Genomic DNA, 23,991 nt, shown 5'->3' with positions numbered 1-23,991 from the left:
CCGTCAGACGGCTCTGGTCGCACGCCAGGCGATGCCTGCCCCGATCAGCAACAGCAGCGTCGATAACAGATAGGGCGCCCCCGGCAGGTGCCAGTCGGCCTGCGGGCCGATGAACGCGGCGAAGGTCTGCGTGAAGAGCATGGGGCCGATCAAGCCGGCGATGCCGGTCAGGCTGGCAATGGCGCCTTGTAATTGTCCCTGCTCGGACGCACTCACGCGGCGCGTCATAAACATTTGCGCGGACGGACCGGCGAGTCCCCAAAACGCCATCACCGGAATGCCTAAGCAATAGATGAGCGGTGTAGGCGCGAGTCCATAGATGGCGAAACCGGTGGCCCCGCACAGCAGCCCGGTGATCAACGTGCGCCGCTCTCCCAGCCGCGCCGTGATCGGCCTCACCAGCGTGCCCTGCACAATCATGGCGCAGACCCCGACCGCTGCGAGCGTGAACCCCACGGCCGACGGCCCCCAGCCATACCGATACCCCAGATACAGCACCGCTACACTGGGCAACACCCCGTGGGCCAGGTTCATCAGGAAGTTCGCCGTCGCCAGACCGAACAGCTCATGATGTGAGCGCAACAGAATCAACGCGCCGGCCGGATTGGCCCGTTTCCAGCGGAACGGCGCCCGCTTCTCCAGCGGGAGCGATTCCGGGAGCACAAAGAACCCGTAACAGGCGTTGAGCAGACTCGTCGCCGCCGCGCCCCAAAAGGGCCAGCGGGGATCGACGGCGCCCAGCAACCCTCCCACCGCAGGACCCAACACAAACCCGAGGCCGAACGAGGCCCCCATCATGCCGAATGCAGCAGCGCGTTTGTCCGGCGGCGTCACGTCGGCGATGTAGGCACCGGCCGTGCTGAAACTCGATGACGCGATACCGGAGATGACCCGGCCTGCAAAGAGCCAGGTGAGACTGGGCGCCAGCGCCATGAGGATGAAATCGAGACCGAGACCCAGGTTAGATAAGAGCACGACCGGACGCCGCCCGAAGCGATCGGACAGCGCGCCTTGAATCGGCGAACAGACAAACTGCATCAAGGCCCAGGACGTGCCCATCAGGCCGTAGATTTCCGCGGCCTGCGCGGTATCGCCGCCGAGAAACTCTTCGACCAGTTTCGGCAAGACGGGAATGATGATCCCGAACGACAACATGTCGAGCACGACCGTGACAAGGATGAAGAAGACCGCCGCTTGCCGCGGTTGTGTTGAGCTCTCCGGGTGCGTCATGGGATGGGCCATGGTAGCAGGCCCGCCGTTCAGGCGCATAGAAAAAGACGCGGGGATCAGTCGGACGGCGCACCTCCTCTTCGAACGGGTTTTCTGCTACCCTCCCGTCGATGCCCGCCACCCTCCAAGCCTTCATCGCCATCTTCCTGCTCGGTGCGCTGCTCCGGTCATCCGGCCTGCTCGGGAAAATCCATGCGGAACGTCTGGCCTTCGTAGTTTTTTCGATCAGCCTGCCGGCCACAATATTGGTGTCGCTGGATCGAGTGGTCTTTGCCCCCACAGCCTGGAAGCTCCCGTTGGCCGCCTGCCTGGTGACCCTCTCGATGCTGTTCTGCTCCTGGCCGGTCGCCCGCCTGCTGCATCTACCCCGCGCCACACAAGGGGGATTTCTCCTCGGCACCGCCTGTATCAACTCTGTCTATTTCGCCTATCCCGTCGTCCTCGCAACTCTCGGCGACAAGGGACTGGCGCAGGCGATCCTGTTCGACCTGGGGCAAACCACCCTCACGCTCACGGTGATTTATGCAGTGGCGGTCTGGCACGGGGCGAAGAGCGCCACCGCCCGATCAGCCATGCGGCGGTTTGTGTCGTCTCCGCCGCTCTGGGCCCTCTGTCTCAGCCTGCTGCTCACCCTGCTTGAACGCCATCTTCCCGGCTGGCTCCACGACACACTCACCCCCATCCACCTCACCACGACACCCCTGGCAAGTCTGGTACTGGGCCTGTCGATCAGTTTCTCGGCCGTGCGCCGAACCTGGGCCCTGGCATTGCTGGGCGTGGGCATGCGGATGATCGGCGGATTGCTCCTCGGGTTTGCGGTCGCCTACGGGCTCGACCTTTCGGGCATGGAACGGGCGATCGTCATCCTCGTCGCCGCCATGCCGTCCGCCGTGACGGCGGTCATTTTCGCAACCGACACGGGATTGGACGAAGACCTCGTCACCTCGATTGTCGCCCTCTCGATCTGCGTCGGTGTGGCGTTGCTACCCTGGCTGCCGCAACTCGTCTTCTTCCTGGCGGGATAAACGAGTCAAATCCCTGCTCCGATGTATCGGCTCCGTAGACCTCCTCAGGTTGTCTCCATCCGGCACCTGTGGGAATGGCGTCACGTATTGTGAGGTTTATGCGACGGGCAAAATTTGCCTGGCGCGCGTTGCCACAGAGAACATCGACGCCACAACCTTGCATCTATGCGAATGGCAAGCGATTTCGCTGACGGTAGGACAATCCCTCAAAACAATGAGCGACGGTATGGTGCTTGCTCTACCAGGTGCCGAATTCACTGGAGGCACAATCATGCACGACCCTATGCTCTGGGCAAGTTGGTATGTTTGGCTGTTGGCGCTTCCCGTGCTGGTCATCGGCACCCTCATCCGGGATTGGATCCAGCGGCGGCAGCCCGTGCGACTGCGGAGACGGCGCTAACGCCGCACTTCCACCGTCGCCGGACAGAACTCCACCCAACCGAGGCACCGACCGGCCTGGGTCCTCAGCAGTTCCTGATCCACCACCCATAACCAGTTCACGACAGAACGCCGCCTCGCCTTCCCGCGCACATCTACGTAGTCGTATCGGATGGGATACGGATCTGTATCCGATGCGATACCGCCACAACCTCACACAAATACCAGCACTTTCAGTCGCTGTACCCAAGCGATTGTTATTACGCGCAGAGGTTCTGTCTGAGTTCGATGGCGCAGAGTTTGCGTGAGGTGAAGTCGTGACCAGACCTCCTGCGGAGCGAGCTTTCTGGCCACGCTTCAAGGATCGCCGGCAGAAGACAAGGAGGGAACGATGCGCCGGATCACCCTGCTGATGCTGCTTCTCTACGGATGTGTCCCGCCTCCTCCACACCAGTTCGTGCCGGGAAGGCCGCTCGGCGAAGCCGGACAAACCCTACAAGGCCCTCGCCAGGCGAGCGATGAGGAAGTACGCGCCATGTTGGCGGAATCGTCGCTGCACCAGCAGAATCCCGCCGGGCCTGTCGATTTGAACAGATTGCTCACACAGATTACCCAAGCCACAAACTTTCGGCAGAAGCAGCGTTTGGTGGATCGGTATCACCATGCGGCCCTGCTTCTGCCGGAAGCCGAGCGTGATCAGGCGTTTCACCGGTTACGAGACGCGATCGGCAAGTGACCGTGAACGGCACCCGACCTGAGCGAGAAAGGAACGGACCATGAAGCGGATACCACTCGGCACGCTGCTGCTCTTCACAACCGTCATCCTGGGCGGACTCTTACCGACATCCACACCGGCCGAAGCCCACGATTGGCTGGGTGACTGCGTGGTCGACTTCGATAATACGTTTGCGCTGACCTATATCTACGGGCAGGCAAGAGGGAACTTCGGTTACCCCACCGGCATCGACAATTCAGGCGAGTTGCAACCGTGTAATGCCACCCATCAGGCCTGCTGGACCTACCGCCATCGTTGCTTCGGTAACTACATCAATGTCGAAGACATGACCTATGGCCACATCCACCTGGTCTTTGACAGTCCAAGTCTGCTCACCCCCTGCTTTGTCGATCCCGGCGACGGCCCCGGCGCGGGCTTTGGACGGAACGTCGGCGACGACTGCATCGCCGCCGATTGGATTCATGAACCGAGAACGCTCGGCACACATGGCAAGGATCACTGGATCAAGATCTGGATGGAGGATCGAGTCACGCACCAGCCCAGGGTGTTCGACATGCCGATCATCAGAGTGACCGGCACCGAGCCGATTCAATTCTGGTTCAGGAAATCGAACGGCAGCTGGTGGTACTGGTCGAACCTGGCCCCCAATCCCTGGTTGGTCGGCGGATGGGTGTTCGATGTGACCGAAGTGCGGGTCAGAGGCGCGCAGGCGGCGAACGGGCCGTATTTTATCGGCGCCTTCTCAATCCTCGATTAGCAGGATGTTGAAAATGGCCGCCAGCAGCGTTCTCCGTTACTTGCCGATCCGTGAAGCGTGAAACGTATCTCGCGAACATGTCACCGTCCGCTCTGAAACGAGATACGAACGACGTTTCACGAACGACGAACGAAGAGGGCGGCCATTTTGAACCTCCTACATCGGAACATTCGGAGGAGAGGACCCTACATGCCGCCCGGAACCTGCAACTTGATCGAGAGCGCCTTACGGTCGTCGGTAATCTGCGCCACGATCTTATCGCCGGTTTTCAATCGCCCACCCACCACGCCTTCGATTTTGGTTTCCGGGGTGACCAGCAGACGCTCTTCGTGACCGGAGAACTCCTTCACAATGAGTTCCTCGCCTTCCCAATACAGAACATCGGCCTTGATGACCAACGCGGCGGCGGCCGGAGAACCCTCTAACGCTGATGCTGGAATGACTGCGGAAAAGATGAGGTAGAACGCGAGAAGAAGTGCCATCACGGATCCTCCCTTGTACTTAATTTATGGGCTACTAGGGGCTCCTGTCAATCAAGGCATTTGTAGTCGGCGCATGTCAAAACCTCGCACCCCTTTCGATTCACCGGGAAAATGACGGCTCGTTGGACATCTAATTGCCACCCAAGCTGTAGAGTTATATCAGCGCTCTTGAGGTGTCTCAGCGCGGACAAAAGCCCAGCGATAGGCAATTGTGGTCACTGGTTCTTCCTGGCTCGAGTAAATGGACTAGAAAATTCGACTCGTTCGGGATTCGTAGTCGCATCAAATATCTTTTGTATCTTCTGATTATAATTGCTGGCAAACAGATACTTTTCCGCAGAGAGTACCATCAACTTATTGATCCATCTGACTTTGCTGGGAGGGATCTTCGATAAACCAACCCACATTTCGCTGGGATCAGAGCACTCAGGCACAGGCGGATTAACCAGTAGCAGGCAGGTATGTTGCCCCAAGGGTAGGTATATCGTCGAGGTTAGAAACCCAGCGCCATAGTAGGATGGTGCTCGCGGGTCTTTAACAAGGGTTACCGGAAAGTCAGACGTGATAAAGGGCGATTCTTCACTTTTGAGAAGGACGGGATTCTTGATGCTGATGGCCTTATGAATCTCCATCTGCAACCTCAATTGTTCTAGGAGATAATAGTCCCCATCCGTTTCAATTGTGTACTTGCTGTCATCCAATATGAATTCTTGCAATTCTTCAGCAGTAATATCCGATTGATTTTGTTCGGCAAGCCTATCCCTAAGCCAATCAATATTCTGTACGGCTTGTTGCAGAGTCATTTGTGCAAGATTCACGGACATTTGCTTGATCACCTTCCTGAATGCGGGTGTCCTTGCAGCCTGAACGCTAATAAACGTAAACAAGAGACTGGTTTCATCTGTGGAGAGGGAGATACTTTCCTTTGCAGCGTTTAGTCTCACCAATATGGGTTTTACATCGCTCTCCAATTTACTAAGAGCGGTCTCGACAAATGTATTCAGTTTGCCTGCTTTGTCAGTAAAGGAATATAAATGCCTCTCTTTGGCAACCTTTCTGGTACTTACCAGCCGAGGCCCAGCGCCTCTCCGATAGAAATAGACGGAGCCAGGCTTCTCCGAGCTTTCAAAAAAAGAGAGGTAAACCTGTGGCACGTAATGATGCTGGATCGGGCTATTCAAGATTAGGCCCACCGTAAATTCACTAAATCACTTCCTAGAATAGAACCGACCAGATTCTCATCGAAGAAAATTAATGATCGCCAGTGGCCGTTGGCTAGATGTATACCACTGAGAGCGCCAACCTATAGAGCCTATCAGCCACAGGGCGGCCTGAGTGAGCCCCCACTGCGCGCCGCCCAACGAGGGCCTTCTCAGGCGGCGCGTCAAAATCTAATGCTCCCGCCACTTACCTCCTTCATTCCCCTTGGGAGTAGCCGCATCGGCCTTCACTGCGCGCATGGGCCGAGCACATTCTGATCGTGCGCGGTCTGCGAGCAAGAAGGACGGGGCGGCTGCTCCCTCTCTCAACATTTCGACCCATCCGTCCGACAAGCCTCGGCCCGATCGTTGAAGCCTGAATTGCGCAGGCTTTCGTACACATTCTGCTGGCGTTCCATTTCCCGATCGTAGGGCGTCTTCACCCCACCTTCAGCGACGTAATTTCCGCCGGAATTCCGCTTCGGCTTCCGCGCATACAGCACCTTATTCACTTCCGTTTCGTAATAGCCGCGCGTCTGGGGATCGGGATCTTTCTGGTAGCAGGTGGTGAGAAACTTGCGGCCCTCGGCGTCATGCCCCAGCGCATAGTGCGCAAAGCCGACATTGCAGTAGGCATTGGGGGTGGTGGGATCGAGCTTGAGCACTGTCTCCGAATCCGCCAGTGCGTGCTGAAACTGTTCGTGGCGGCTGTAGATCTGAGCGCGGAATGCATGGGCGCCGACATGTTTGGGATCCAGGCGAATGGCGGCGGTGAAATCCTCCAGGGCTTCGCGATCCTTCCCCTGATACTCCCGCACATAGGTCAATCCGCGGCCATAATGGGCTTCGGCGGTCGGCTGGAATTTAATGGCAGCGCTGTAGTCTTGCAGCGCCTGTGGAATCTGCCCGAGCATCTTCCCTGCCTTGGCGCGAAGGAGGTAGGCATCGGCTTTATTGGGCAGACGGCGAATGACCTCCGACGCGTCTTGTAGGGCTTGTGCATAGGCGCCGAGAAAGTAGTGGCAGCGGGCACGCGCGAGATAGAGTCCGGGCTGATTGCGCTTTTGCTCGAGGACGTTGGTGAGGTGTTCGACGGTTTGCTGATTGCGGTGGTTGTTCGCTTCGCAATACGCGTCATTGAAGGAATCGCCGCAGGCGGCGACCAGCAGGACACTGCCAAGTACCATGATTCCGCGTGCGATCCGGCCGGCCCGTCCCATGCCTGCCTCCTGGCGACGGGCGCATTATCTGCCTAGGGCCGAATGGCCGTCAATAAGGTGGTGATCGATCCACTGCGACGAGCAGATTCAGTCCCTCCCGGAGGGCCTTTGACCAGGGCACATCGGCCCTGGCCGGTACGGACGCGAGTCTCACGTCGGGCGCTCGAATGACGAAAACATTTTTCGATTTTCACCGGTCTGGCTTATAAGCATTTACAACAGCCCTGACCTCCGCTATCTTGCCGCTGCCGCGCACCTGCGCCCCGGCATGAGCCGAGCCTCATGACCTCTGACTCACGCGACAAGGACTCCACCCTGCAGATGACGCGCACATGAACGGATTCGACACGACCGTCTTAGGTTTCTTCAACCAGTTTGCCCAACGGTCCTGGGCCATCGACAGCCTGATCATGACGATCAGCGACAGCGATGCGCTGAAGGGGTATCTCTCGCTGCCGCTCATCTGGTGGGCCTGGTTTCGCGTCCCCCATCGTGAGGACCATCGACAAACCGTCCTCCTGACGATCCTCGCAGCCTTCGCGGCGATGGCAGTCGCCCGCGCACTTCAGCTCGTCCTCCCCTACCGCGCACGTCCGGTGCACACCGCAGGATTGGATTTCACCCTGCCCTACACCATGCCGGCCGATTTCCTGGCCGGGTGGAGTTCCTTTCCCAGCGACCATGCATCTCTGTTCTTTGCCCTTGCCGCCGGCCTTTGGTTGGTGTCCCCGCTGGTGGGCGCCTTCGCCTTTCTCCATGCAGCGGTGCTTGTGTCCCTCCCGAGAATTTATGTCGGTCTCCACTTTCCGACGGACATCCTGTCCGGCGCGTGCCTCGGTGTGACGGCCGTGGCCGTGATCTGGAAATGGCGTGCTGTCTTTTTGAAGCTCGTGGAACCGGCCCTGGCCTGGAGTAAAACCAGTCCGCACCTGTTTTACCCCGCTTTCTTCATCCTCACGTCCGAACTGGCCCATCTGTTCAAAGACAGCCGCTGGTTGGCGGAGAGTCTCTGGCACATGGCGAAACTGAGCCTGGCACGCTAAGACGCCCCGTCCCTTCGGTGCACGGAGCAACGCCGGACTCCGCCCCCCACCCCTAAAATCCGACTGAGACCCCCATCGTCCCCAGCAGCGCGGCGCGATCCGCCGGCCCGACAAATTCGGTGCCGAGCCCCCCGTCGAGTACGACACGCGAGGTCAATTGGTGCCGGATGCCGACTTCAATGCCAGTGTGGTTCTGTTGCCCGCGCAGGTCCGATTGGCGGGTATAGATACTGGCAATCAGCGTGTCGCGAAAGCTCGTGGGGTAGCCCAAAGGGTAACTGACGGCGGCGACGGCCCGATAGGCGCCGGGCCGCTCCTGCCCTTGCGGCGACCCGATCACGGTATAGCCCGCATTGAGGTGCACTCGCAGCCGTCCGAACGACCGGGTCAGGATGCCGGTGAGCTGCGTGTCCACACCTTTGGAGTTCACGCCGGTGGGCAAATCCGCCTCGACCCGGACGGCGAACGCCGGCAGCATCAACGTTTCCGTATTGAAGTTGTAGAGGACCCCCAGGTGCAAATCGCCGGACTTGTTCGCCCCCACGATGGAACGCGGGTCGGTAAACAAATCCCCCTGGATTTCGATCTGCGTATTGGCGAAGGCGCCGTAGATGATTTGCGGTTGAAACGTCACCTGCGTGCGGCCTTCTCGGCGGTCGTTGAACCGCACGCCGCCCTCCAAGCCGATCTCCCCTTTCGGAATGGCATAGGCATCCTCCATTCCGATCGGACGGTTGGGATCGAGGTTGTCATGGTCCAAGGCAAATATCGGCGCGGGCGTGACCGCCAGGACTACGCCGAACAAGAGCGCAAGGAATCGCGTACCTCTCAGCTTCAATGGTGATGCTCCTGTCCTCGCACGATCATCGGATTGGTCGCATCCGCACTCGCCAGATAGTAGTGATTCAGCAGGCGATAAATTTCAACCCGCTTCGCCTCCCAGGTCGGGAGCCGCTCGCTGGTGAGGATATCGCTGATGTTGTCGTGCAGCATATGGAGATTGTCGAAGATGTTGGCCAATTCGGGATACCGCGCGGCAAACTGCGGACTCAGTTCCGCCGTGAGCGGCATGAACGTCCACTGCACCGGCGGCTGTTCGAGATACCGCCGATAGGTCGCAAGAATGGGCCGGACCGCTTGCGTCTTGGCGGCCAGGTCACGCGCGGCCTGCAACGGGTCGTACACGGCCACCTGCAAGTAGTGGTACGACCAGATCGTCGCGTTGAACAGGGGGAAGCGGGTCCTGAAGGCCTTGGAATAGGGAAACCGGTCCAGCCGATGGTGATCCAATCGCTTCGAGGTGATCGCGTAGGCGCTGTCCTTATAGTAGGCCAACACATTGCGGATCGCCCGATCCTTCTCCGGCTCGTCCGACACCGCAATGTCGTACGTGGCGCGGTGCAGCGCATGGGCTTCGTCGAACGTGTTCTGCGCGCGCCAGGCCAACTTCATGTAGGTCGGCGCAATCGCCTCCTCGTTCGGGTTCAGCCGGGGTTTGGTCGCGATAAACGCGAGCGTCTGCTTGCGCGCCCGCTCCTCAATGGCCGGCACGTCCTGACCGCCGGTCAGCAACAGATTCTCGTACAGATTGGAATGGCCGAAGTCCACGCCGTTGAACTCACTGTCGAGTTCGGCCAGATCTTCCCGCAACGAAAAATTCCACATCGCACGGTAATAGAAGCGCTTGTCGCGCGGCTCGAACCGGCTGCACCCCGCCAGCGCGACGGCGACCGTGGCCGTGGCCACGATCGCCAGCATGCGCATATATTTCCCAATCGCCATGCTGAATCACTCCTCAATCACATTGATCAAAACCCTAGCCCGGACTATTCATGAATACCTGCTCCGTCGTTCGGTTCTCTCCCCCGGCGGGGCTGTTCTCGTTCGGCCTCCTCCACGGACTGCAAGTACGCCTGCGTCAGCCTCGCTTGCGAGAAGCCCCGGCGGGCTTCGGTCTCGAACGCCTCGCGACGACATTCATAAATAATCCGGGCTAACGACGGTTCGTTGCGACATCGTCAAGCCGCGTCGCGAGACGGGCGGGCGGAGTCGTGAGGGACTGAGGCGTACTGTGAAGTACGTCAAAGGACTGAACGACGAGCCCGCCCGCCTGGCTGGCTGTCCCTCATCAGCAGCCAGGCATGTCGCAACAGCGGATCGACGATTGCAGCCGAGCCGTCTCAGTGGCAGTGCTGTCCATGCACCAGCGCATGCCCTTTGCCCCGTGCGATCAACCAGCGGTTGACGGGAAATGCCGCCGCTCCGGCCAGAAGCAGGGACAAGACCAGACTGCCCCAAAACAGCGGATCCGGCAACCCGGCGTCCATCGCACCGGGAATCATCACCATGATCGCATTGTCCACCAGTTCCATGGTCGCCATGGAGAGGGTATCGGACGCAAAGGCCAGTCCCAGCGCCGTTCCCCAAGCCATCCCTGCCCGACGCAACGGATACAAGGTCATGGCATACCCGAAGAAGAATGCCAGCACAACCGCAAGGCCGACCGTCGGCCAATTGCTCCAGCCCAACGCCGTGCCGATCGCCATCCCGAGCACTTCGCCGATGGTGCAGCCGCTCAGGCAGTGCAGGGTCGCCATGAGCGCCGTTCGGTCGAGCGAGGTGGCCCGGTGGGTCGCGTCCCGATGCTCATGAGGCTGATGACGGCCAAGGTGATCGCCGTGAGCCTGCACACCGTCATGCCCGTTGATGTGGTGATCGTGACTTCGCGGCGCTGGGTGACGCGGTGCGGTGATCGTCGCTGATTGGTGATGAGCCATGTAAGTCCTCCCTGTGTGTGGTGAAATCAGTCGTTCACCCCTACAGACGGAGCACGGCGGGAATTATTACAGAGCGCCGGCCATTCTCCTCACACCACCGGTAGGACGAGCAATCAGTCGCAGGTGCAGTTCAAACAGCCCTGCCTGGCGCAAAGCCCGCAGGTCTGTTCGAGACCGGCCCGCTCTATCAAATTCATGGCGGCCGTTCCCGCTCTCCCGGGAATTCCCGCCCGCCCAAGACTCCCGTCTTTCCCTTCGGTCACATTCGGTATACGTGTATTTCTGAGTCACTCCGACGTTCCTGTTGTCCCGTTCTGCGACAGCGTCGGAAAAAGTCTTGATCTCGACCTTGGAGACATGCTTGACTGACTTGTGTTCGGCATCTTCTTGTTTCATGGAGGGTTGTGCATGCCGCGTGGAATTCTTCGTACTCTCTGTGGTCTCGTCCTACTCCTTGTCCCGCTCTTCACCCAAGCCGCCGATATCCCGGATACAAGCCTGAGTCCCTTAAAGTTCCTCGTGGGAGAATGGAAGGGGGCCGACGCGGAAGGGAAGGCCCACAAGATCGCCTTTGCGCTCAGTTCGGGAGGCACCAGTCTGACCGAAACGCTCACCCCGCCCGACAGCCCCCCGATGACGACCATGTACTACAGCGACGGCGACCAACTGATGTTGACGCACTATTGCTCCCTCAATAACCAGCCGCGCATGCGCGCCGCCGCCATCAAAGAGGGCGACAAGGCCATTACCTTTGCCTTTGTGGATGCCACGAATCTGAAAAACCCGACCGATGTACATATGCGCCAGCTGACCATCGACGTCAAAGATCACGATCACTTCACCCAAACCTGGACCTTGAGCAAGGCCGGAAAAGACGTGCCGAAGGTGTTTACCTTTGAGCGCGTGAAATAATCTTCCTCTCCACTTTGTCCGACAAGGAGTCGCTCCGATGCCGTCACAAACACCAGAGGCTGTGATCGAGGCTCAACGCCAGGACTGGAATCGCGTTGCCGCCGGTTGGGACAAATGGGATCAGTTTTTCAACCGCAACATGGCCTTCATCAACCACCGGCTGGTGGCCGATGCGCGGGTGCGGCCCGGGCTTCGAGTGTTGGATCTTGGATCGGGCACCGGCTATCCAGCGCTCCTGGCCGGCGAGGTGGTGGGGTCGGATGGCAGCGTGGTCGGGATCGATCTCGCTGAATCCATGCTGGCGGTCGCCACACGCAAAGCCAAAACGCTCGGTCTGGAGCACGTGGCGTTTCGTACCGGGGATGTCACTTCGCTGCCGTTCGAGACCGCCTCGATCGATGCCGTGATCAGCCGGTTCTGCCTGATGTTCCTGCCGGAAATTCCCAAGGCTGCCGCGGAGATCGCCCGCGTACTGAAACCAGGAGGGTATGTCGCGGCCGCCGTCTGGTCCGCGCCCGATAAGAATCCGTTCATTCGTATTCCGATGGACGTGATCAAGACCATCACGCCCCTGCCGCCGCCGGACCCGGACGCGCCCGGCATCTTCCGGCTTGCGAAGCCGGGGGACCTGGCCGGCATCTTCGAACGGGCGGGCCTCAAGCCGCTCGACGATGAAGAATTCACAGCGGAGGTGACCTATGCCACCGCGGAAGAATTCTTTCGCGGTCTGATGGATATCGCCGCTCCGATTCAAAACCTATTCGCCAAATTGACGCAGGAGCAACAGGCGGAGGCAGAGCGGGGCATCATCAAGGCCGTGAATGAATATCGCGGGCCCCAGGGGGTCTCGTTGCCGATTGCGGTGAGGATCGTGAGCGCGCGCAAGCCGCAGTAGCCGTCGCACGGCAGCACTCGCACCATACCGTGCCCGCCGGTCCTGCCAGACCGGCGGGCGGCTCACGAACTCGCACTAGTCCGTTACCTTTTCCTTCAACTCCTTCATCTTCCCTTTGGCCCGTTCGCCGGCGCCCTTTATTTTGCCCTTCGCCCGCTCCATCTCTGCTTTCGTATCGTTCCCCTTCAACTCTTCCTTCATCGCCTTGGTTTCGCCCTTCATTTCTTCGAGATCGCCCTTCAGCTCCCCCTTGCCCTTTTCGATCTTGGCTTTGGTTTCCCCCGCTCCTGCGGAAAGCGACAACCCCGTTACCAGACAGAACCCCGCGACAGCCGCAATAATGAATGTGCGCATACCCGTCCTCCACGTGTGGTGAATTGCCTATAGTCCTTTGTAGCGCCATCACCGAGCGGCCAGCACTAGCGAAACCCCTAGCCGTCTGTTACGAGATTCCCTCAATTCTTGCGACTCGTGTTTCCACTTGGCTTTAAACCTCCGCGTTCCGGCCTCACATTATAGTGCTTGACGTCACTGCCGATTGCGCTTAGCGTGAAGATGTGCTTGATGAAGCTCCGCTGACTGTCCCATCCTCGCGCTTCCCGTTCCTTCGTGCGCGTGACTGATTCCCCGGTCTCCGCCGCTCCTGTCCCAGGATCTCTCTGAGGTGCCGCCTGTCCGATGTGCCGGTCCGTTCGTGGAGCCCAACCGGCATTCGTCGAGGCCTAAGAGAATTGTTCGACTCACGCCGGTGACTCCATGAAAGGAGTGCCCAATGCTCTACTACGCGCTGATGTTCTTAGTAGTCGGCTTGATTGCCAACGCCCTCAATCTTTTGGGGGTCTCCGCAGTTGCCGTCCAGATGTCTTGGATCTTGTTCTTGATCGGGGTGGTGTTGCTGGTGGTGCACCTGGTGTCGGGACGGACTCCGCGAACCACCTGACAACGGTTCAGGCGGTCTGAGCCGTTCACCATATAAAGGCCCGACAGTCACACCCGGCCGAGGTTTTATGGCTGACACACGAAAGGAGGCGGTATGAACGCAGATCAACTCAAAGGAAAATGGCTCCAGTTCAAAGGGGATCTGAAACAACAATGGGGCAAGTTTACCGAAGACGACTTGCAGCAGATCGCCGGCAATTACGACACCTTTGTCGGAAAAGTGCAGGAACGGTACGGCGAGAAGAAGGCCGAGCTGATGAAGTGGGCTTCCCACTGGCATGAGCAGGCGAAGCCGGACGCCGAGGGAACGAAGGCTCCCTGAATCGACACCATCGGCGAAACAGATTTCGCCGCACACTTTCACTGTTCGCTTAAGGAGACTTGATGACCACACGCAATGTACTGACCCTCTGCGCAGCATTGGTTCTTGGCGGGGCGATGATCACCGGATCGGCGCATGCCATCGGCAAGGCCGACGAGAAGACCCCCATCAATGACTCCTGGATTACGGCGAAGACCAAGATCGCGCTGTTTGCCGATTCCCGGGTGAAGGGAAGCGAGATCAACGTGGAGACCGCCCAGGGCGCAGTCATGATCCGCGGCAAGGTCGATTCGGATGCGGCCAAGCAGGCTGCAGAAGGGATTGCCAAAGGGATCGACGGGGTCAAAACCGTGAAGAACGATCTGCAGGTCGTGGCCCCCTCTAAACGTGAGGCGACGGACGACAAGGATGACGCCATCACTGCCCGCGTCCACGAGCATATGGAGAAGGACGCACACCTAAAGAAAGCCGGCATTCATGCTCAGACGAACGCAGGCGTCGTCTCGCTCACCGGCGAAGTTCAGGACCTGGCGACCAGCGCCGAAGCCTCTTGGTCGGCCTGGCGAGTGCCCGGCGTGAAGGCGGTGAAAAACGATCTCACGGTGAAGGAAAAGGCCTAACCCTTCTCTTCATCACACAGACCCGCTCGTCGTCCGTCGAGATCTGATAGCAGGGTCTCGACGGACGACAGAGCCTCTGTTGGTTTCAGCCATGACACACGCGGGTCAACAAGGAGATACACTATGATGGATACGAATGTGAGTCGAACCACCCCGCAGCGAGTTGGCACAGCCCACACGAGCCCGAGCCATGAAAAAACCGCGCAGGCGAGGCAGGCCGTAAAAAGAACCGCTGCGATCGCCTTACGCGCCTACGAACTCTATGAGAAACGAGGGCGGCAAGACGGGCAGGCTCTGGAGGACTGGTTAAATGCCGAACGTCAGCTGGCTGCCGCAGCGGGCCACTAATCGCACCGACATCGAGTCGTCATCATGCCATTTCGACCATAAGAGGAGATGAAGCCATGAGCACACTCATACGTTGGGATCCGTTTCGAGTTCAGTGGAATCCTTTGAAAGAACGGGACGAACTGGAAAACCGATTATCGACCCTCCTGGGACATCGGGCATCGACCGGGAATGGGGGCAAGGAAGCCCTGACGGTTGCCGAGTGGTCGCCGTTGGTGGACATCGTGGAAGATGAGAATGAATACCGCATCACGGCGGAGTTGCCGGCCATGAAAAGAGAAGACGTGCGACTCACCGTGGACAACGGGGTGCTGACGATTTCCGGCGAACGGAAATACGAGCAGGAAGAGAAAAGGGAGAAGCATCACCGGATCGAACGCGCCTACGGGAGTTTCGTCCGCAGCTTCTCGCTCCCGGAGGATGCGGACGGGAGCAAGGTCACAGCCGACTACAAAGACGGGGTGCTCCACGTGCATCTCCCGAAATCCGAGAAAGCGAAACCGAAATCGATCGAGATCAAGGTGTCCTAGCCTCCTGCCGCTGAGACCTGAATCGCTTGCGCCTCGTGGGATGTGCTCAGATCACGCAATAGCGCATCCACGGGGCGACCGGGTTCACGCGCGACGGGGACTGCTGCAGCACAGAGACCGCACATCCTGGTTTCAGCCTCCACCTTCCACACGTTCAACGACTCGCACGGCTCGGCAGTTGAAATAATTCAGTCATCGGTGCAGAGTGCGCCGAATCGATACGGCCGACATGAGCAGCGGTCCACCCAATCAGTCTCGACGCATGCGCCACGACAGCTTCAAAGACTTCGTCCTGGATCAACTCGGTGAGATGCCTGAACTCACATGGAAAGCCATGTTCGGCGGCTATGGCCTCTACCAACGGACCACCTTCTTCGGCATCATCCACAAGGGTCGGCTCTATTTCAAAACCAACGACGTGACGCAAGCGCTCTATCGCGCGCGCGGCATGCATCCCTTCCGCCCGAACGCCAAGCACACGCTCGCACAGTATTACGAAGTACCCACCGACATTCTTGAAGACCCGGACCACCTGATCGTCTGGGCCCGCAGCGCCGTGACATTACCGACCGCGCAGTTACCCCTCCCCTTCACCGCCACGCCGCAGGGCTACGACCTTCCCGCTCAGATCTAGGGACGCGGCAACCGGCTACGCTCGCCGTCTCCTGATTGCCTTCATCGCGCCGTTTCTTCAGACTGCCGCACATGTGGTACCGAATCGGCGCGGATCTCGTGCTGCTGCTCCACCTGGCCTTTGTGCTCTTCGTCGTGACGGGCGCGCTGCTGCTATTGAAATGGCCTCGCCTGGCATGGCTGCATCTGCCGGCGGCGATCTGGGGAGCGATTGTCGAGTACACCGGCTGGATCTGTCCCCTCACCCCGATTGAACACACTCTGCGGGCCATGACCGGAGAGTCGGCCTACAGCTCAGACTTCATCGGCCATTACCTCCTGCCCCTGATGTATCCGGCAGGGCTGACACGCCCCGTGCAGATGCTGCTGGGAACCGCGGTGGTGCTGGTGAATGTGACGATCTATTGGCTGGTCTTCGGAAAACCGTCAAGGCGACGGCAATAGAAGTGAATGGATTACCCGGCTGGTTCGTTCTGTGTCGAGGTCATCACCAGGGCCAGGCAACCCTGCTCGCTCGATGTGATGGGATGAACGCTCCCGGCCTCGGCGCGATGGTAGTCCCCCGCCTGGAGGAATTCCCCGGCGCAGATGCAGTTCCCTTCCAACACGTAGAACTCTTCGACCTGCCGGTGACGGTGCGCCAGCAGTTTTCCACCCGGAGCCAGCCGCAGCAGCATCGTGGCCCGTGCTCCGGCCGAATCGTTGAACAGCAGTTTCATGGACACACCAGGACCCAGGTCTCGCCACTCCACCTGCCCCGATCGGACACACGTAAAGTCCTCCACGCCTTCCCGCTCCTGCGGTTCTTGCGCGATGCGCGCCATGAGCCTGGCCTTAAGCGACGCCGGAGGCGCGATGGCGGGACCGCTGAAGGCCAACTCCTGAACCACCTCCTGAAACGCTGCGACCTGCTGCCGGACCTCGGCAGGAGCCGTCTCAAGAGACTGTTTGAATTGCCGCTGCTCATCATCCCCCAGGGCCTCCAAGGCATAGAGTGCCGCAAGTTCTGACAGGTCTTCCTGGTGACGTGGATCGGTCATGAACGCAACCCTTCCCCGTGCGGAGCCAACACTTCTCGCAATCGGATCATCCCCAGTCTCATTCGCGTCTTCACGGTCCCCAACGGCAGCCTCAACCGATCGGCGATTTCACTCTGACTCAAGCCCCAATAATACGCCAACGCAATCGCCTGGCGCTGCTCGGCGGAGAGACTCGCCATGGCCTCCTGCACCAGCCGCTGCCGTTCCAGGTCGGCACTGTATTGTTCAGGAGTCGCCGCATCACCCGGCAACTCCGCCGCTTGATCGAGAGGGACTTGCCGCCCCCGCTCCAAATACCTGCTGCGGAAGCCGTCGATGGCCCGATTCTTCGTCATCGTCATGAGCCAACTTCCCGGCGTACCCCGCTGCGCATCGTAACTCGCAATCTTTCGCCACACCTGGGTGTAGACATCCACCGTGATCTCTTCCGCGGCGTCCCGATCACCGAGGATCTTCATCGCCAACCCAAATACTTTGGCACTGCTCGCATCATAAAGCTCCGCCAGGGCAGATTGATCTCCCGCGGCAATGCGCGCGAGGAACCCCGACCATTCCTGCTCGTCTAGTGAAGGTGCGTTGGCCACAGTTTGGGTATGACACATGGGCGTCCTCGTAAGGTCCTACGAGGACACCCGCTCCATTGGATGTTTGTCTCAGCCGGATTGTGCCGGAACTCTAGCATCGGGGTTGGCGCCGTGCAACGACGCTTTTTTTTCGCCGGCCGTAGATCCAACCTCACATTGCCCTCGTATTCACAGACAGAGGACCGGTTGATGTCGAAACGATCCCGGCCCGCCACACAGACCCTTAACCAGGAGGAAGCATCATGACTCACCGCATTGCATCATTCGCCATGGTCCTCGGTCTCGCGCTGACCGTCTCGGCCTGTAACAGCCTGGGCTCGGCCCCCGCCGGCCCGGCAACGATGGAGAAATCTCTCTATGACCGGCTGGGCGGAAAGACCGCCATCACCGCAGTGGTGGATGACTTCGTCGGCCGCGTGGCAGCGGACAATCGCATCAATGGGAAGTTTGCCAACGCCAACATCCCGCGCCTGAAATCGATGCTGGTCGATCAAATCTGTCAGGCCTCAGGCGGGCCCTGCACTTACACCGGTCGGGACATGAAGAGCACCCATGCCGGCATGGGCGTCAGCAGCAGTGACTTCGATGCGCTGGTCGGAGACCTCGTCGCCACGTTGAACAAATTCAAAGTGCCTGAACGGGAAAAGAACGAGCTGTTGGGCGCATTGGGCCCGATGAAGAGCGACATCGTCGAGAAGCCGATGGCCTCGATGCAGTAGTCAGGACAGGATGCCTAGGCTCGTGATCTGCGGGGGCAGTCGAACCGGCTGCCCCCGCCCTGCGACGTCCACGCCTGCCAACCCTCTGTACTGAACTGTAAGGTGCCTCACAGATTGCCGGAAACATTCTCTCTATGCTCAGAGCATGGCCCATCTTGAAATTCTCGTCCATCGAGGATGCTTGTCCGAACAATCGGCTCGAACGTTGGCTGACGAACTCCGGCAGGCGCTTCCCGAATGGAGAGTCGATGTCCGTCCTGCGGAAAAACGGGACACCGAAATATTAGAGATTTTCGTATTTCCTGCGGTGGTCCTAGAGGGACGCGTGCTGGTCACCGGCGTTCCACAAAAAGAGTGGCTCTTGGCACAATTACACGCATGGGAGCGTGGCCATCGCTAGTCTCAGGAATCGACCATTCGATCGGACCGCGAGTATTCCTCCTACGCGCTGTTCCCGGGCTCTTACCTGAATCACCAACCCGGCTGGTCTCGCATCTCTCAAGACTCCCGCCCCATGCTGTCTCCACGCCGCACCGCAGTCCAACTCCGATGCAAAGGCCGAACTTCTCTGGGATCACGTTTCGATTCTGCTTGAACGGTATCTCCTGTCCCGCTTGTAAGATGCCTCACAGACGCCTCGTCCTACCTCGCATACCATAGGCCCACGCAACGAATACAAAGATGGGGGGAGGCGGGATGATCCAGACATGGGCGCCGAATGATCAGCGACTCAAGGCGGCAAGAGAGCGTCGTTCCGAAGGGGCCGCCGCAACGCAACAACGACCCGAACGCCTCCTTTTCTTGATCCTGATCCTCTCATGCCTTCCAGCCGGGGTCGGGGCCCCTGCCCTGGCAAATTCCTTCCGACCGGATCACGCGCGAATGGAAAAGGGAACGATTGAGGTCGGCATTGCCGCGGGATACGCGCAAGCGACGACGGCGATCGGCGATAGTCCATCGGCCAATCGGAGCGCCCTGTTGGTGCTGCCACGCATTGGAATTGTGCTGACCGATCCTCAGGGAGAGGGATGGTACCGAGGCAATGTCGAACTGTTGCTGGAACCGGTATACGCCCGATTCACACGGCCCTTCGCCGCCGAGGCAGTCGGAGGATCGGTGGTTCTGAAATACAACTTTCTTTCATTCGGACGCTGGATACCCTTTTGGGATGCCGGTGCCGGAATGATTTGGACCGATTTGGCTCCGCGGATTCCGGAACAGAGCACACAATTTGAATTCGTGCTGGAAACAGGTCCCGGAGTCCAATACGCCCTGACAAACCACCTGACGTGGACCATGGGTGTGCGATATCACCACATATCGAATGGCGGGCTCGGCGAGCGCAACACCGGAATCAACGCCGTCTTGCCCTATGTCGGGCTATCGTGGTTCTTGCCAGAGCCATTCTGACACTGGAGGGATAGAGGAATGAGACACAGAACCGCCTGGTTCAAGCTTGGAGTGTTACTCGTTTTGGCGCTCGGAATTTATGGGACGGCGACGGCGCTGGATCTTGGAGAATGGCTCCATCCCGACCGGCTTGCAGGCTGGCTTCGCGAGGCAGGCGCCTTCGGGCCTCTGCTGTTCATGCTCCTCATGGCCGCGGCCGTCGTCATTAGCCCGATCCCCAGTTTGCCCTTGGACTTGGCGGCCGGCGCAGCGTTCGGCGTGCCACTTGGCACTACCTATGCCGTCATCGGCGCGGAATTCGGAGCCGTCCTCAGCTTTCTGATCGGTCGTTTTTTGGGGCGGGCGGCGCTCACGAGAATACTCAGGACGGAAATCAGATTCTGCGAACGCTGCTCCGATCGGCACTTGGCGATCTTTGTCTTTTTATCCCGACTTCTGCCGGTGTTTTCCTTCGACCTCGTCAGTTATGGAGCGGGACTCACCACGATGTCCCTTCGCACCTTCGCGGTGGCTACGTTGCTGGGGATGATCGGTCCCACCGTGCTGTTGACCTATGCCGGAAACCACGTGGTCTCAGGCGAATGGGTGTTGATCCTGCTTGGCGGCGCCATGGTGGCCTTGCTGCTCCTGCTTCCGAAATTGGTAGTCCGATACCCAACGGCGCGCTGGGTTCGGCTGCTACGCGGAGACATGCCTGTGCTTCAGGCTTCCCTCGCGACGACGGTTGAGGGCCCCTGCGCCTCATGTGGAAGACCGCTGCCGTAATATGAGCTGAATCCCAAACCCGTTCACCAATAGGAGGATGTGATGAAAATCAAGACGCCCGGTAAAGAGAGCACGCGAGTCACCACACCGGAGCTTCCGCTCTCAGCACAGATACGAGAGGAGATCCAGCAACTCGCCCATCAGTTCTACTGCCAGTGCGGCTATGAGGACGGCCACGATCTCGAGCACTGGCTGAAGGCGGAACGGAGAGTTCTCGAACAGTACCGGGGCCGACTCAACCGACGGGGATAGCCCCGTCGTACTTGGCGACCTGTGCATGGCTGATCATGCTCCGAATCCCGTGTCGGAAGGGAGCGACCACATATGCAAGAAGAAAGGCAACACGGACGATGTCAGAAGAAGGTGTGAGGTTCAGGAGGGTTAATTCGGACTCCGAAGTCGAGCCAGGACGGAATGCCCTCGTGTGGGCGCTCTCCGGTGTTGTGGCAATGAGCGCCGCGATGATCGCGGGATGCAGCATGGCCCGCGCCGTCGCTCATCCCGGAGACGCAACGCCCATCTCGGCGTCCTCACACGTGGCCTTGGAGCCTCAGCCGACCTCACCCCGTGAGGGATCCCCTGAGGCCGTAGGCAAGACGTCCGATCACGATGAGTTTTTCGATCCCTTCGCTGCATCGGAAGGAACGACGGGCGTGGAATACGACCCGTGGGAGCCGTTTAATGTCGTAATGTTCGAGCTTAACCACAAGATAGACCGGTTCGTACTGAAACCGGTCGCCCAAGGCTACGATATTGTCATGCCCGACGTGGCGCAAATCGGCGTCAGCAACTTTTTCTTCAGCCTGCGATTCGTGCCGCGCTTCATGAACAACCTCTTTCAAGGTAAGGTCACAGGGGCCGGCGTGGAGATGGGCCGATTCCTCATAAACTCGACGCTCGGCGTCGGAGGCTTCCTGGATATCGCCACGCACATGGATTTGCAGACGCCGGAAGAGGACACCGGCCAGACGCTCGGTTTCTATGGCGTCGCACCGGGTCCCTATCTGGTCCTTCCGCTTATGCCACCGTTCAGTCTCCGCGACGCGTTCGGATACACCGTGGACGTCTTCCTGGACCCTATCAACTGGCTGGTCTTGCCGCTCATTGAGGTCAAAGGAGTACCATCGGTCATCGCTCATAAGAATCGGATGACGACGTCCATTGCGCAGATTGGAAGGCGCGTTGAAGAAATCACGAACGACCGTGCTCTCAACCTGGAAAAATTCCAAGGCGTGGAAGAAGCGACGCTCGATCTCTATGCGGCGGTCCGTAACGCGTACTTGCAGAAGCGCGCGAAGGCGGTTCGAGAGTGAGCGCCTGAACCAGATGACTTTTACCTGAAGTGGCTCCGCTTCGGTAAGATTCTCAGGACACCTCCCCCCTCGTCGGCCGGGACTTGGAAGGCAGGGGCCTGCAGCGCGAGGTATCGGGATCAGCCAAGGAGGTCGGTCAACCCCTTTTCATTCACGAGGGTGATCGTGCGGCCGTCCATCTCTATCAGGCCATCGTCCCGGAACTGCCCCATACTGGCACTCACGGTCTCACGGCTACAGCCGATCAGGTTGGCCATTTCCTGATGAGTCAACTTGACTTTGAGACGAATTCCCTGGTTCTCAGCCACGCCATCGCTTTTGCTCAACTCCAGGAGCAAGTGCGCCAGGCGGGCCGGCACATCACGAAAGACGAGATCTTCGACGCGGCTTTGGATTTTTTTGAGCCGCAGACCGATAAGCTTGGTCAGCTTGAACATGACGGTGGGATGCATGGCCAAATATTGATCGAAATCTTTTCGCGGGATCACACAGATGACTGCGTCATCGAGCGTTTCGGCCGAAGTCGATCGGGGGGCGTCGTCTAATACGTCAAGTTCACCAAAGACTTCTCCCGGCTCCAGGATGTCGAAGGTGACTTCTTTCCCGTTGGGCGCGGTATTGGCAATCTTGACACGCCCCTTTTTAAGAAGATACACGTTGCTGCTCGGATCGCCGGGAAGATACAACGGCTGTCGTTTCTTGACCTCTTCCATGCGGGTGATCTTCTCCATCTCTTGCATTTCGGAAGGAGAAACCCCGTCGAACAATCGTATGTGCTTGAGGAACCAGAGCTTGTTGGGAGCGGTTTGTGGTTGGCTCATAAGAATCGGCTCGCTGAGGTGGTATCACCCTACTCGCTTGCCTGCATGAAGGCAAGCGCAGTAATTTTCGCCCCAGATTGTCTTCGCTCTGGCCCGAAACAAACCGTAAGGTAGCTTACAGTTCCAGCCGACCGGCAACGCTCCATAAAAGACGCAGCCTTTCCTCGTATTCCATCTACCCTTTGCTTTGTGAATTGGCTCACAGATTCACTTCAGGAATTGAGTTACCCTGACGCCATGACGAGAGAACATTCCTCACGAACAGACCGATCTACCAGGTTGCGCAAAAAGGCTTCCCGCAAGGCCGCAGCAAGCGAAGCGGCGAATCGTACTCACGCCGTACGGTGAGCCTCTGAATGCCGCGAGAACGCCGCTGGCGGATTTTTTCCGGGCTGCTAAGCCAGACCAGATGCTTGGCCTTAATCTGCCGATCGAAGGGAGCACCATGAAGGAAATACCCTGTGCCGTAGAACATTCGGGCACGTGCGAGACAGCACGTCCGACGCAACCATCTCATCAAGGTTCATTGCCCTCCGAATCGTCGAACGAGGCACGCTTCGGCAAAATTATCTTCGCCGCAGCGATCGGACTCGCCATCGGCGCATTCTTCTGGTTTGACCTGGATGCGTATCTCACGCTGGATACGGTGAAAGCGAACCGTGATCGGCTCCTGGCCTTCACTGACGAACATCACGCCGCCGCCGTGGCGAGCTTTATCGTCACCTACAGTCTGGTCACCGGCTTGTCGCTTCCAGGCGCCACGATATTGACCCTCGTCGGAGGCTTTCTCTTCGGGAGCCTGTGGGGCACAGCCTTCGTGAATCTCGGGGCGACCGGCGGAGCCACGCTCGCGTTTTTGACCGCTCGCTATCTCTTGCGCGGGTGGGTCGAGCAGAAGTTCGGCCAGAAGCTGGGTCCGATTCAAGAGGGGTTTGCAAAGAACGCCTTCAGCTACCTCGTGACGCTTCGACTTGTTCCGTTATTTCCATTTTTCTTGGTCAACTTGGTGTCGGGCCTGACGCGGGTCCGCCTCGGCACCTACGTGATCGCAACGGCTCTGGGCATTGTGCCGGGCAGCTTCGTCTATGCCTACGCCGGGCGGCAGCTGGGGACCATCAATTCGCTCAAAGAAATTGCGTCGCCCAATGTGATCCTGGCGTTCACCTTGCTGGGACTGCTTGCCCTGGTGCCGATGCTGTACCGACGATTCGCCGGCAAGCCGGTTGAACCGGCGAATCGTACAGAGGCTCCCTTTCACCCATGAACGAGACTCGTTGCCCCCTCATCAACCGA

Annotated in this window: 30 protein-coding genes; 19 read left to right on the top strand and 11 right to left on the bottom strand. The window is 59.0% G+C overall.

The genetic code is table 11. From position 1 onward, the window contains the following. Positions 1–3: 3 nt before the first annotated feature. Complete coding sequence (locus H8K11_14790) at positions 4–1,242, bottom strand: TCR/Tet family MFS transporter (protein MCS6265020.1); 1,239 nt, start codon at positions 1,240–1,242, stop codon at positions 4–6. Positions 1,243–1,340: 98 nt separating this feature from the next. Here H8K11_14790 and H8K11_14785 point away from each other — a divergent pair, with 98 nt between their 5' ends. The 3 genes from H8K11_14785 to H8K11_14775 all read left to right on the top strand — a co-directional run bounded on the left by H8K11_14785 (position 1,341) and on the right by H8K11_14775 (position 4,126). Continuing rightward, positions 1,341–2,255 carry an AEC family transporter gene (locus H8K11_14785; GenBank protein MCS6265019.1) on the top strand — a complete coding sequence of 305 codons (915 nt, stop codon included), beginning with the start codon at positions 1,341–1,343 and terminating at the stop codon, positions 2,253–2,255. A gap of 769 nt (positions 2,256–3,024) precedes the next feature. Beyond that, positions 3,025–3,369, top strand: coding sequence for a hypothetical protein (locus tag H8K11_14780; protein MCS6265018.1), 345 nt, complete (start codon positions 3,025–3,027; stop codon positions 3,367–3,369). Positions 3,370–3,409: 40 nt separating this feature from the next. Further along, the gene (locus tag H8K11_14775) at positions 3,410–4,126 is read left to right on the top strand and encodes a hypothetical protein (protein ID MCS6265017.1); all 717 of its coding nucleotides are present in this window, start codon (positions 3,410–3,412) and stop codon (positions 4,124–4,126) included. A gap of 185 nt (positions 4,127–4,311) precedes the next feature. Here the strand turns inward: H8K11_14775 and H8K11_14770 are convergent, their stop codons facing one another. The 3 genes from H8K11_14770 to H8K11_14760 all read right to left on the bottom strand — a co-directional run bounded on the left by H8K11_14770 (position 4,312) and on the right by H8K11_14760 (position 7,027). Then, positions 4,312–4,608, bottom strand: coding sequence for a hypothetical protein (locus H8K11_14770; GenBank protein ID MCS6265016.1), 297 nt, complete (start codon positions 4,606–4,608; stop codon positions 4,312–4,314). 215 nt (positions 4,609–4,823) lie between these two features. Beyond that, positions 4,824–5,789: a DUF4238 domain-containing protein gene (locus H8K11_14765; GenBank protein MCS6265015.1), complete on the bottom strand. Its 966-nt coding sequence runs from the start codon at positions 5,787–5,789 to the stop codon at positions 4,824–4,826. A 344-nt stretch (positions 5,790–6,133) separates the two neighbouring features. Next, on the bottom strand, positions 6,134–7,027 hold the full coding sequence (locus H8K11_14760; GenBank protein MCS6265014.1) for a tetratricopeptide repeat protein: 894 nt from the start codon (positions 7,025–7,027) through the stop codon (positions 6,134–6,136). 332 nt (positions 7,028–7,359) lie between these two features. Between H8K11_14760 and H8K11_14755 the strand changes: the two genes are divergently transcribed. Beyond that, entirely contained in the window at positions 7,360–8,070 is a 711-nt protein-coding gene (locus H8K11_14755; protein MCS6265013.1) for a phosphatase PAP2 family protein, read from the top strand. A 52-nt stretch (positions 8,071–8,122) separates the two neighbouring features. Here H8K11_14755 and H8K11_14750 read toward each other — a convergent pair whose 3' ends face one another. From H8K11_14750 to H8K11_14740, 3 genes are all read right to left on the bottom strand, one after another. Beyond that, complete coding sequence (locus tag H8K11_14750; GenBank protein ID MCS6265012.1) at positions 8,123–8,908, bottom strand: transporter; 786 nt, start codon at positions 8,906–8,908, stop codon at positions 8,123–8,125. After that, on the bottom strand, positions 8,905–9,852 hold the full coding sequence (locus H8K11_14745; protein ID MCS6265011.1) for a hypothetical protein: 948 nt from the start codon (positions 9,850–9,852) through the stop codon (positions 8,905–8,907). The genes H8K11_14750 and H8K11_14745 overlap by 4 nt, the downstream gene beginning before the upstream one ends. Before the next feature lie 398 nt (positions 9,853–10,250). Then, positions 10,251–10,847 carry a DUF4396 domain-containing protein gene (locus tag H8K11_14740; GenBank protein MCS6265010.1) on the bottom strand — a complete coding sequence of 199 codons (597 nt, stop codon included), beginning with the start codon at positions 10,845–10,847 and terminating at the stop codon, positions 10,251–10,253. Positions 10,848–11,255: 408 nt separating this feature from the next. Here H8K11_14740 and H8K11_14735 point away from each other — a divergent pair, with 408 nt between their 5' ends. Together H8K11_14735 and H8K11_14730 are read left to right on the top strand one after the other, a co-directional pair. Then, positions 11,256–11,759: a hypothetical protein gene (locus H8K11_14735; protein ID MCS6265009.1), complete on the top strand. Its 504-nt coding sequence runs from the start codon at positions 11,256–11,258 to the stop codon at positions 11,757–11,759. 37 nt (positions 11,760–11,796) lie between these two features. Further along, positions 11,797–12,654 (top strand): methyltransferase domain-containing protein, encoded by an 858-nt coding sequence (locus H8K11_14730; GenBank protein MCS6265008.1) that lies wholly within the window; start codon positions 11,797–11,799, stop codon positions 12,652–12,654. 75 nt (positions 12,655–12,729) lie between these two features. On the opposite strand, the gene H8K11_14725 is transcribed toward H8K11_14730, so the two are convergent. Next, a complete protein-coding gene (locus tag H8K11_14725; protein ID MCS6265007.1) occupies positions 12,730–13,008 on the bottom strand; it encodes a hypothetical protein in 279 nt (92 codons plus the stop codon). 418 nt (positions 13,009–13,426) lie between these two features. Here H8K11_14725 and H8K11_14720 point away from each other — a divergent pair, with 418 nt between their 5' ends. The 7 genes from H8K11_14720 (at position 13,427) to H8K11_14690 (ending at position 16,490) form a co-directional block, all read left to right on the top strand. Beyond that, positions 13,427–13,594 carry a DUF1328 domain-containing protein gene (locus H8K11_14720; protein MCS6265006.1) on the top strand — a complete coding sequence of 56 codons (168 nt, stop codon included), beginning with the start codon at positions 13,427–13,429 and terminating at the stop codon, positions 13,592–13,594. Positions 13,595–13,687: 93 nt separating this feature from the next. Beyond that, the gene (locus H8K11_14715; protein MCS6265005.1) at positions 13,688–13,915 is read left to right on the top strand and encodes a CsbD family protein; all 228 of its coding nucleotides are present in this window, start codon (positions 13,688–13,690) and stop codon (positions 13,913–13,915) included. Between the two features lie 62 nt (positions 13,916–13,977). Next, a complete protein-coding gene (locus H8K11_14710) occupies positions 13,978–14,535 on the top strand; it encodes a BON domain-containing protein (GenBank protein ID MCS6265004.1) in 558 nt (185 codons plus the stop codon). Positions 14,536–14,658: 123 nt separating this feature from the next. Continuing rightward, a complete protein-coding gene (locus H8K11_14705) occupies positions 14,659–14,883 on the top strand; it encodes a DUF2934 domain-containing protein (protein MCS6265003.1) in 225 nt (74 codons plus the stop codon). Between the two features lie 56 nt (positions 14,884–14,939). Beyond that, positions 14,940–15,413 (top strand): Hsp20/alpha crystallin family protein, encoded by a 474-nt coding sequence (locus tag H8K11_14700; protein ID MCS6265002.1) that lies wholly within the window; start codon positions 14,940–14,942, stop codon positions 15,411–15,413. A gap of 229 nt (positions 15,414–15,642) precedes the next feature. Continuing rightward, positions 15,643–16,047 carry a TfoX/Sxy family protein gene (locus H8K11_14695; protein ID MCS6265001.1) on the top strand — a complete coding sequence of 135 codons (405 nt, stop codon included), beginning with the start codon at positions 15,643–15,645 and terminating at the stop codon, positions 16,045–16,047. Between the two features lie 71 nt (positions 16,048–16,118). Further along, positions 16,119–16,490 carry a DUF2784 domain-containing protein gene (locus H8K11_14690; protein ID MCS6265000.1) on the top strand — a complete coding sequence of 124 codons (372 nt, stop codon included), beginning with the start codon at positions 16,119–16,121 and terminating at the stop codon, positions 16,488–16,490. Positions 16,491–16,501: 11 nt separating this feature from the next. On the opposite strand, the gene H8K11_14685 is transcribed toward H8K11_14690, so the two are convergent. Both H8K11_14685 and H8K11_14680 read right to left on the bottom strand, forming a co-directional pair. Beyond that, complete coding sequence (locus tag H8K11_14685) at positions 16,502–17,086, bottom strand: cupin domain-containing protein (GenBank protein ID MCS6264999.1); 585 nt, start codon at positions 17,084–17,086, stop codon at positions 16,502–16,504. Then, on the bottom strand, positions 17,083–17,688 hold the full coding sequence (locus H8K11_14680) for a sigma-70 family RNA polymerase sigma factor (GenBank protein ID MCS6264998.1): 606 nt from the start codon (positions 17,686–17,688) through the stop codon (positions 17,083–17,085). Before H8K11_14680 ends, H8K11_14685 begins: the two co-directional genes overlap by 4 nt. A 224-nt stretch (positions 17,689–17,912) precedes the next feature. Between H8K11_14680 and H8K11_14675 the strand changes: the two genes are divergently transcribed. From H8K11_14675 to H8K11_14655, 5 genes are all read left to right on the top strand, one after another. Then, positions 17,913–18,389 carry a group 1 truncated hemoglobin gene (locus tag H8K11_14675; GenBank protein MCS6264997.1) on the top strand — a complete coding sequence of 159 codons (477 nt, stop codon included), beginning with the start codon at positions 17,913–17,915 and terminating at the stop codon, positions 18,387–18,389. 696 nt (positions 18,390–19,085) lie between these two features. After that, positions 19,086–19,799, top strand: coding sequence for an acyloxyacyl hydrolase (locus tag H8K11_14670; GenBank protein MCS6264996.1), 714 nt, complete (start codon positions 19,086–19,088; stop codon positions 19,797–19,799). 18 nt (positions 19,800–19,817) lie between these two features. Continuing rightward, positions 19,818–20,564, top strand: coding sequence for a TVP38/TMEM64 family protein (locus tag H8K11_14665; protein MCS6264995.1), 747 nt, complete (start codon positions 19,818–19,820; stop codon positions 20,562–20,564). A gap of 42 nt (positions 20,565–20,606) precedes the next feature. Further along, positions 20,607–20,816 carry a DUF2934 domain-containing protein gene (locus H8K11_14660; protein MCS6264994.1) on the top strand — a complete coding sequence of 70 codons (210 nt, stop codon included), beginning with the start codon at positions 20,607–20,609 and terminating at the stop codon, positions 20,814–20,816. A 209-nt stretch (positions 20,817–21,025) separates the two neighbouring features. Then, positions 21,026–21,877 (top strand): VacJ family lipoprotein, encoded by an 852-nt coding sequence (locus H8K11_14655; protein MCS6264993.1) that lies wholly within the window; start codon positions 21,026–21,028, stop codon positions 21,875–21,877. A gap of 119 nt (positions 21,878–21,996) precedes the next feature. Here H8K11_14655 and H8K11_14650 read toward each other — a convergent pair whose 3' ends face one another. Beyond that, positions 21,997–22,698: a Crp/Fnr family transcriptional regulator gene (locus tag H8K11_14650; protein ID MCS6264992.1), complete on the bottom strand. Its 702-nt coding sequence runs from the start codon at positions 22,696–22,698 to the stop codon at positions 21,997–21,999. 445 nt (positions 22,699–23,143) lie between these two features. Between H8K11_14650 and H8K11_14645 the strand changes: the two genes are divergently transcribed. Then, the gene (locus H8K11_14645; GenBank protein ID MCS6264991.1) at positions 23,144–23,962 is read left to right on the top strand and encodes a TVP38/TMEM64 family protein; all 819 of its coding nucleotides are present in this window, start codon (positions 23,144–23,146) and stop codon (positions 23,960–23,962) included. Positions 23,963–23,991: the final 29 nt, after the last annotated feature.

Origin of the sequence: Nitrospira sp. (assembly GCA_024998565.1) — a bacterium.
GTDB lineage: Bacteria > Nitrospirota > Nitrospiria > Nitrospirales > Nitrospiraceae > Nitrospira_A.
The sequence above is the reverse complement of the archived record's forward strand: the minus strand, read 5'-3'. Positions and strand labels throughout refer to the sequence as shown.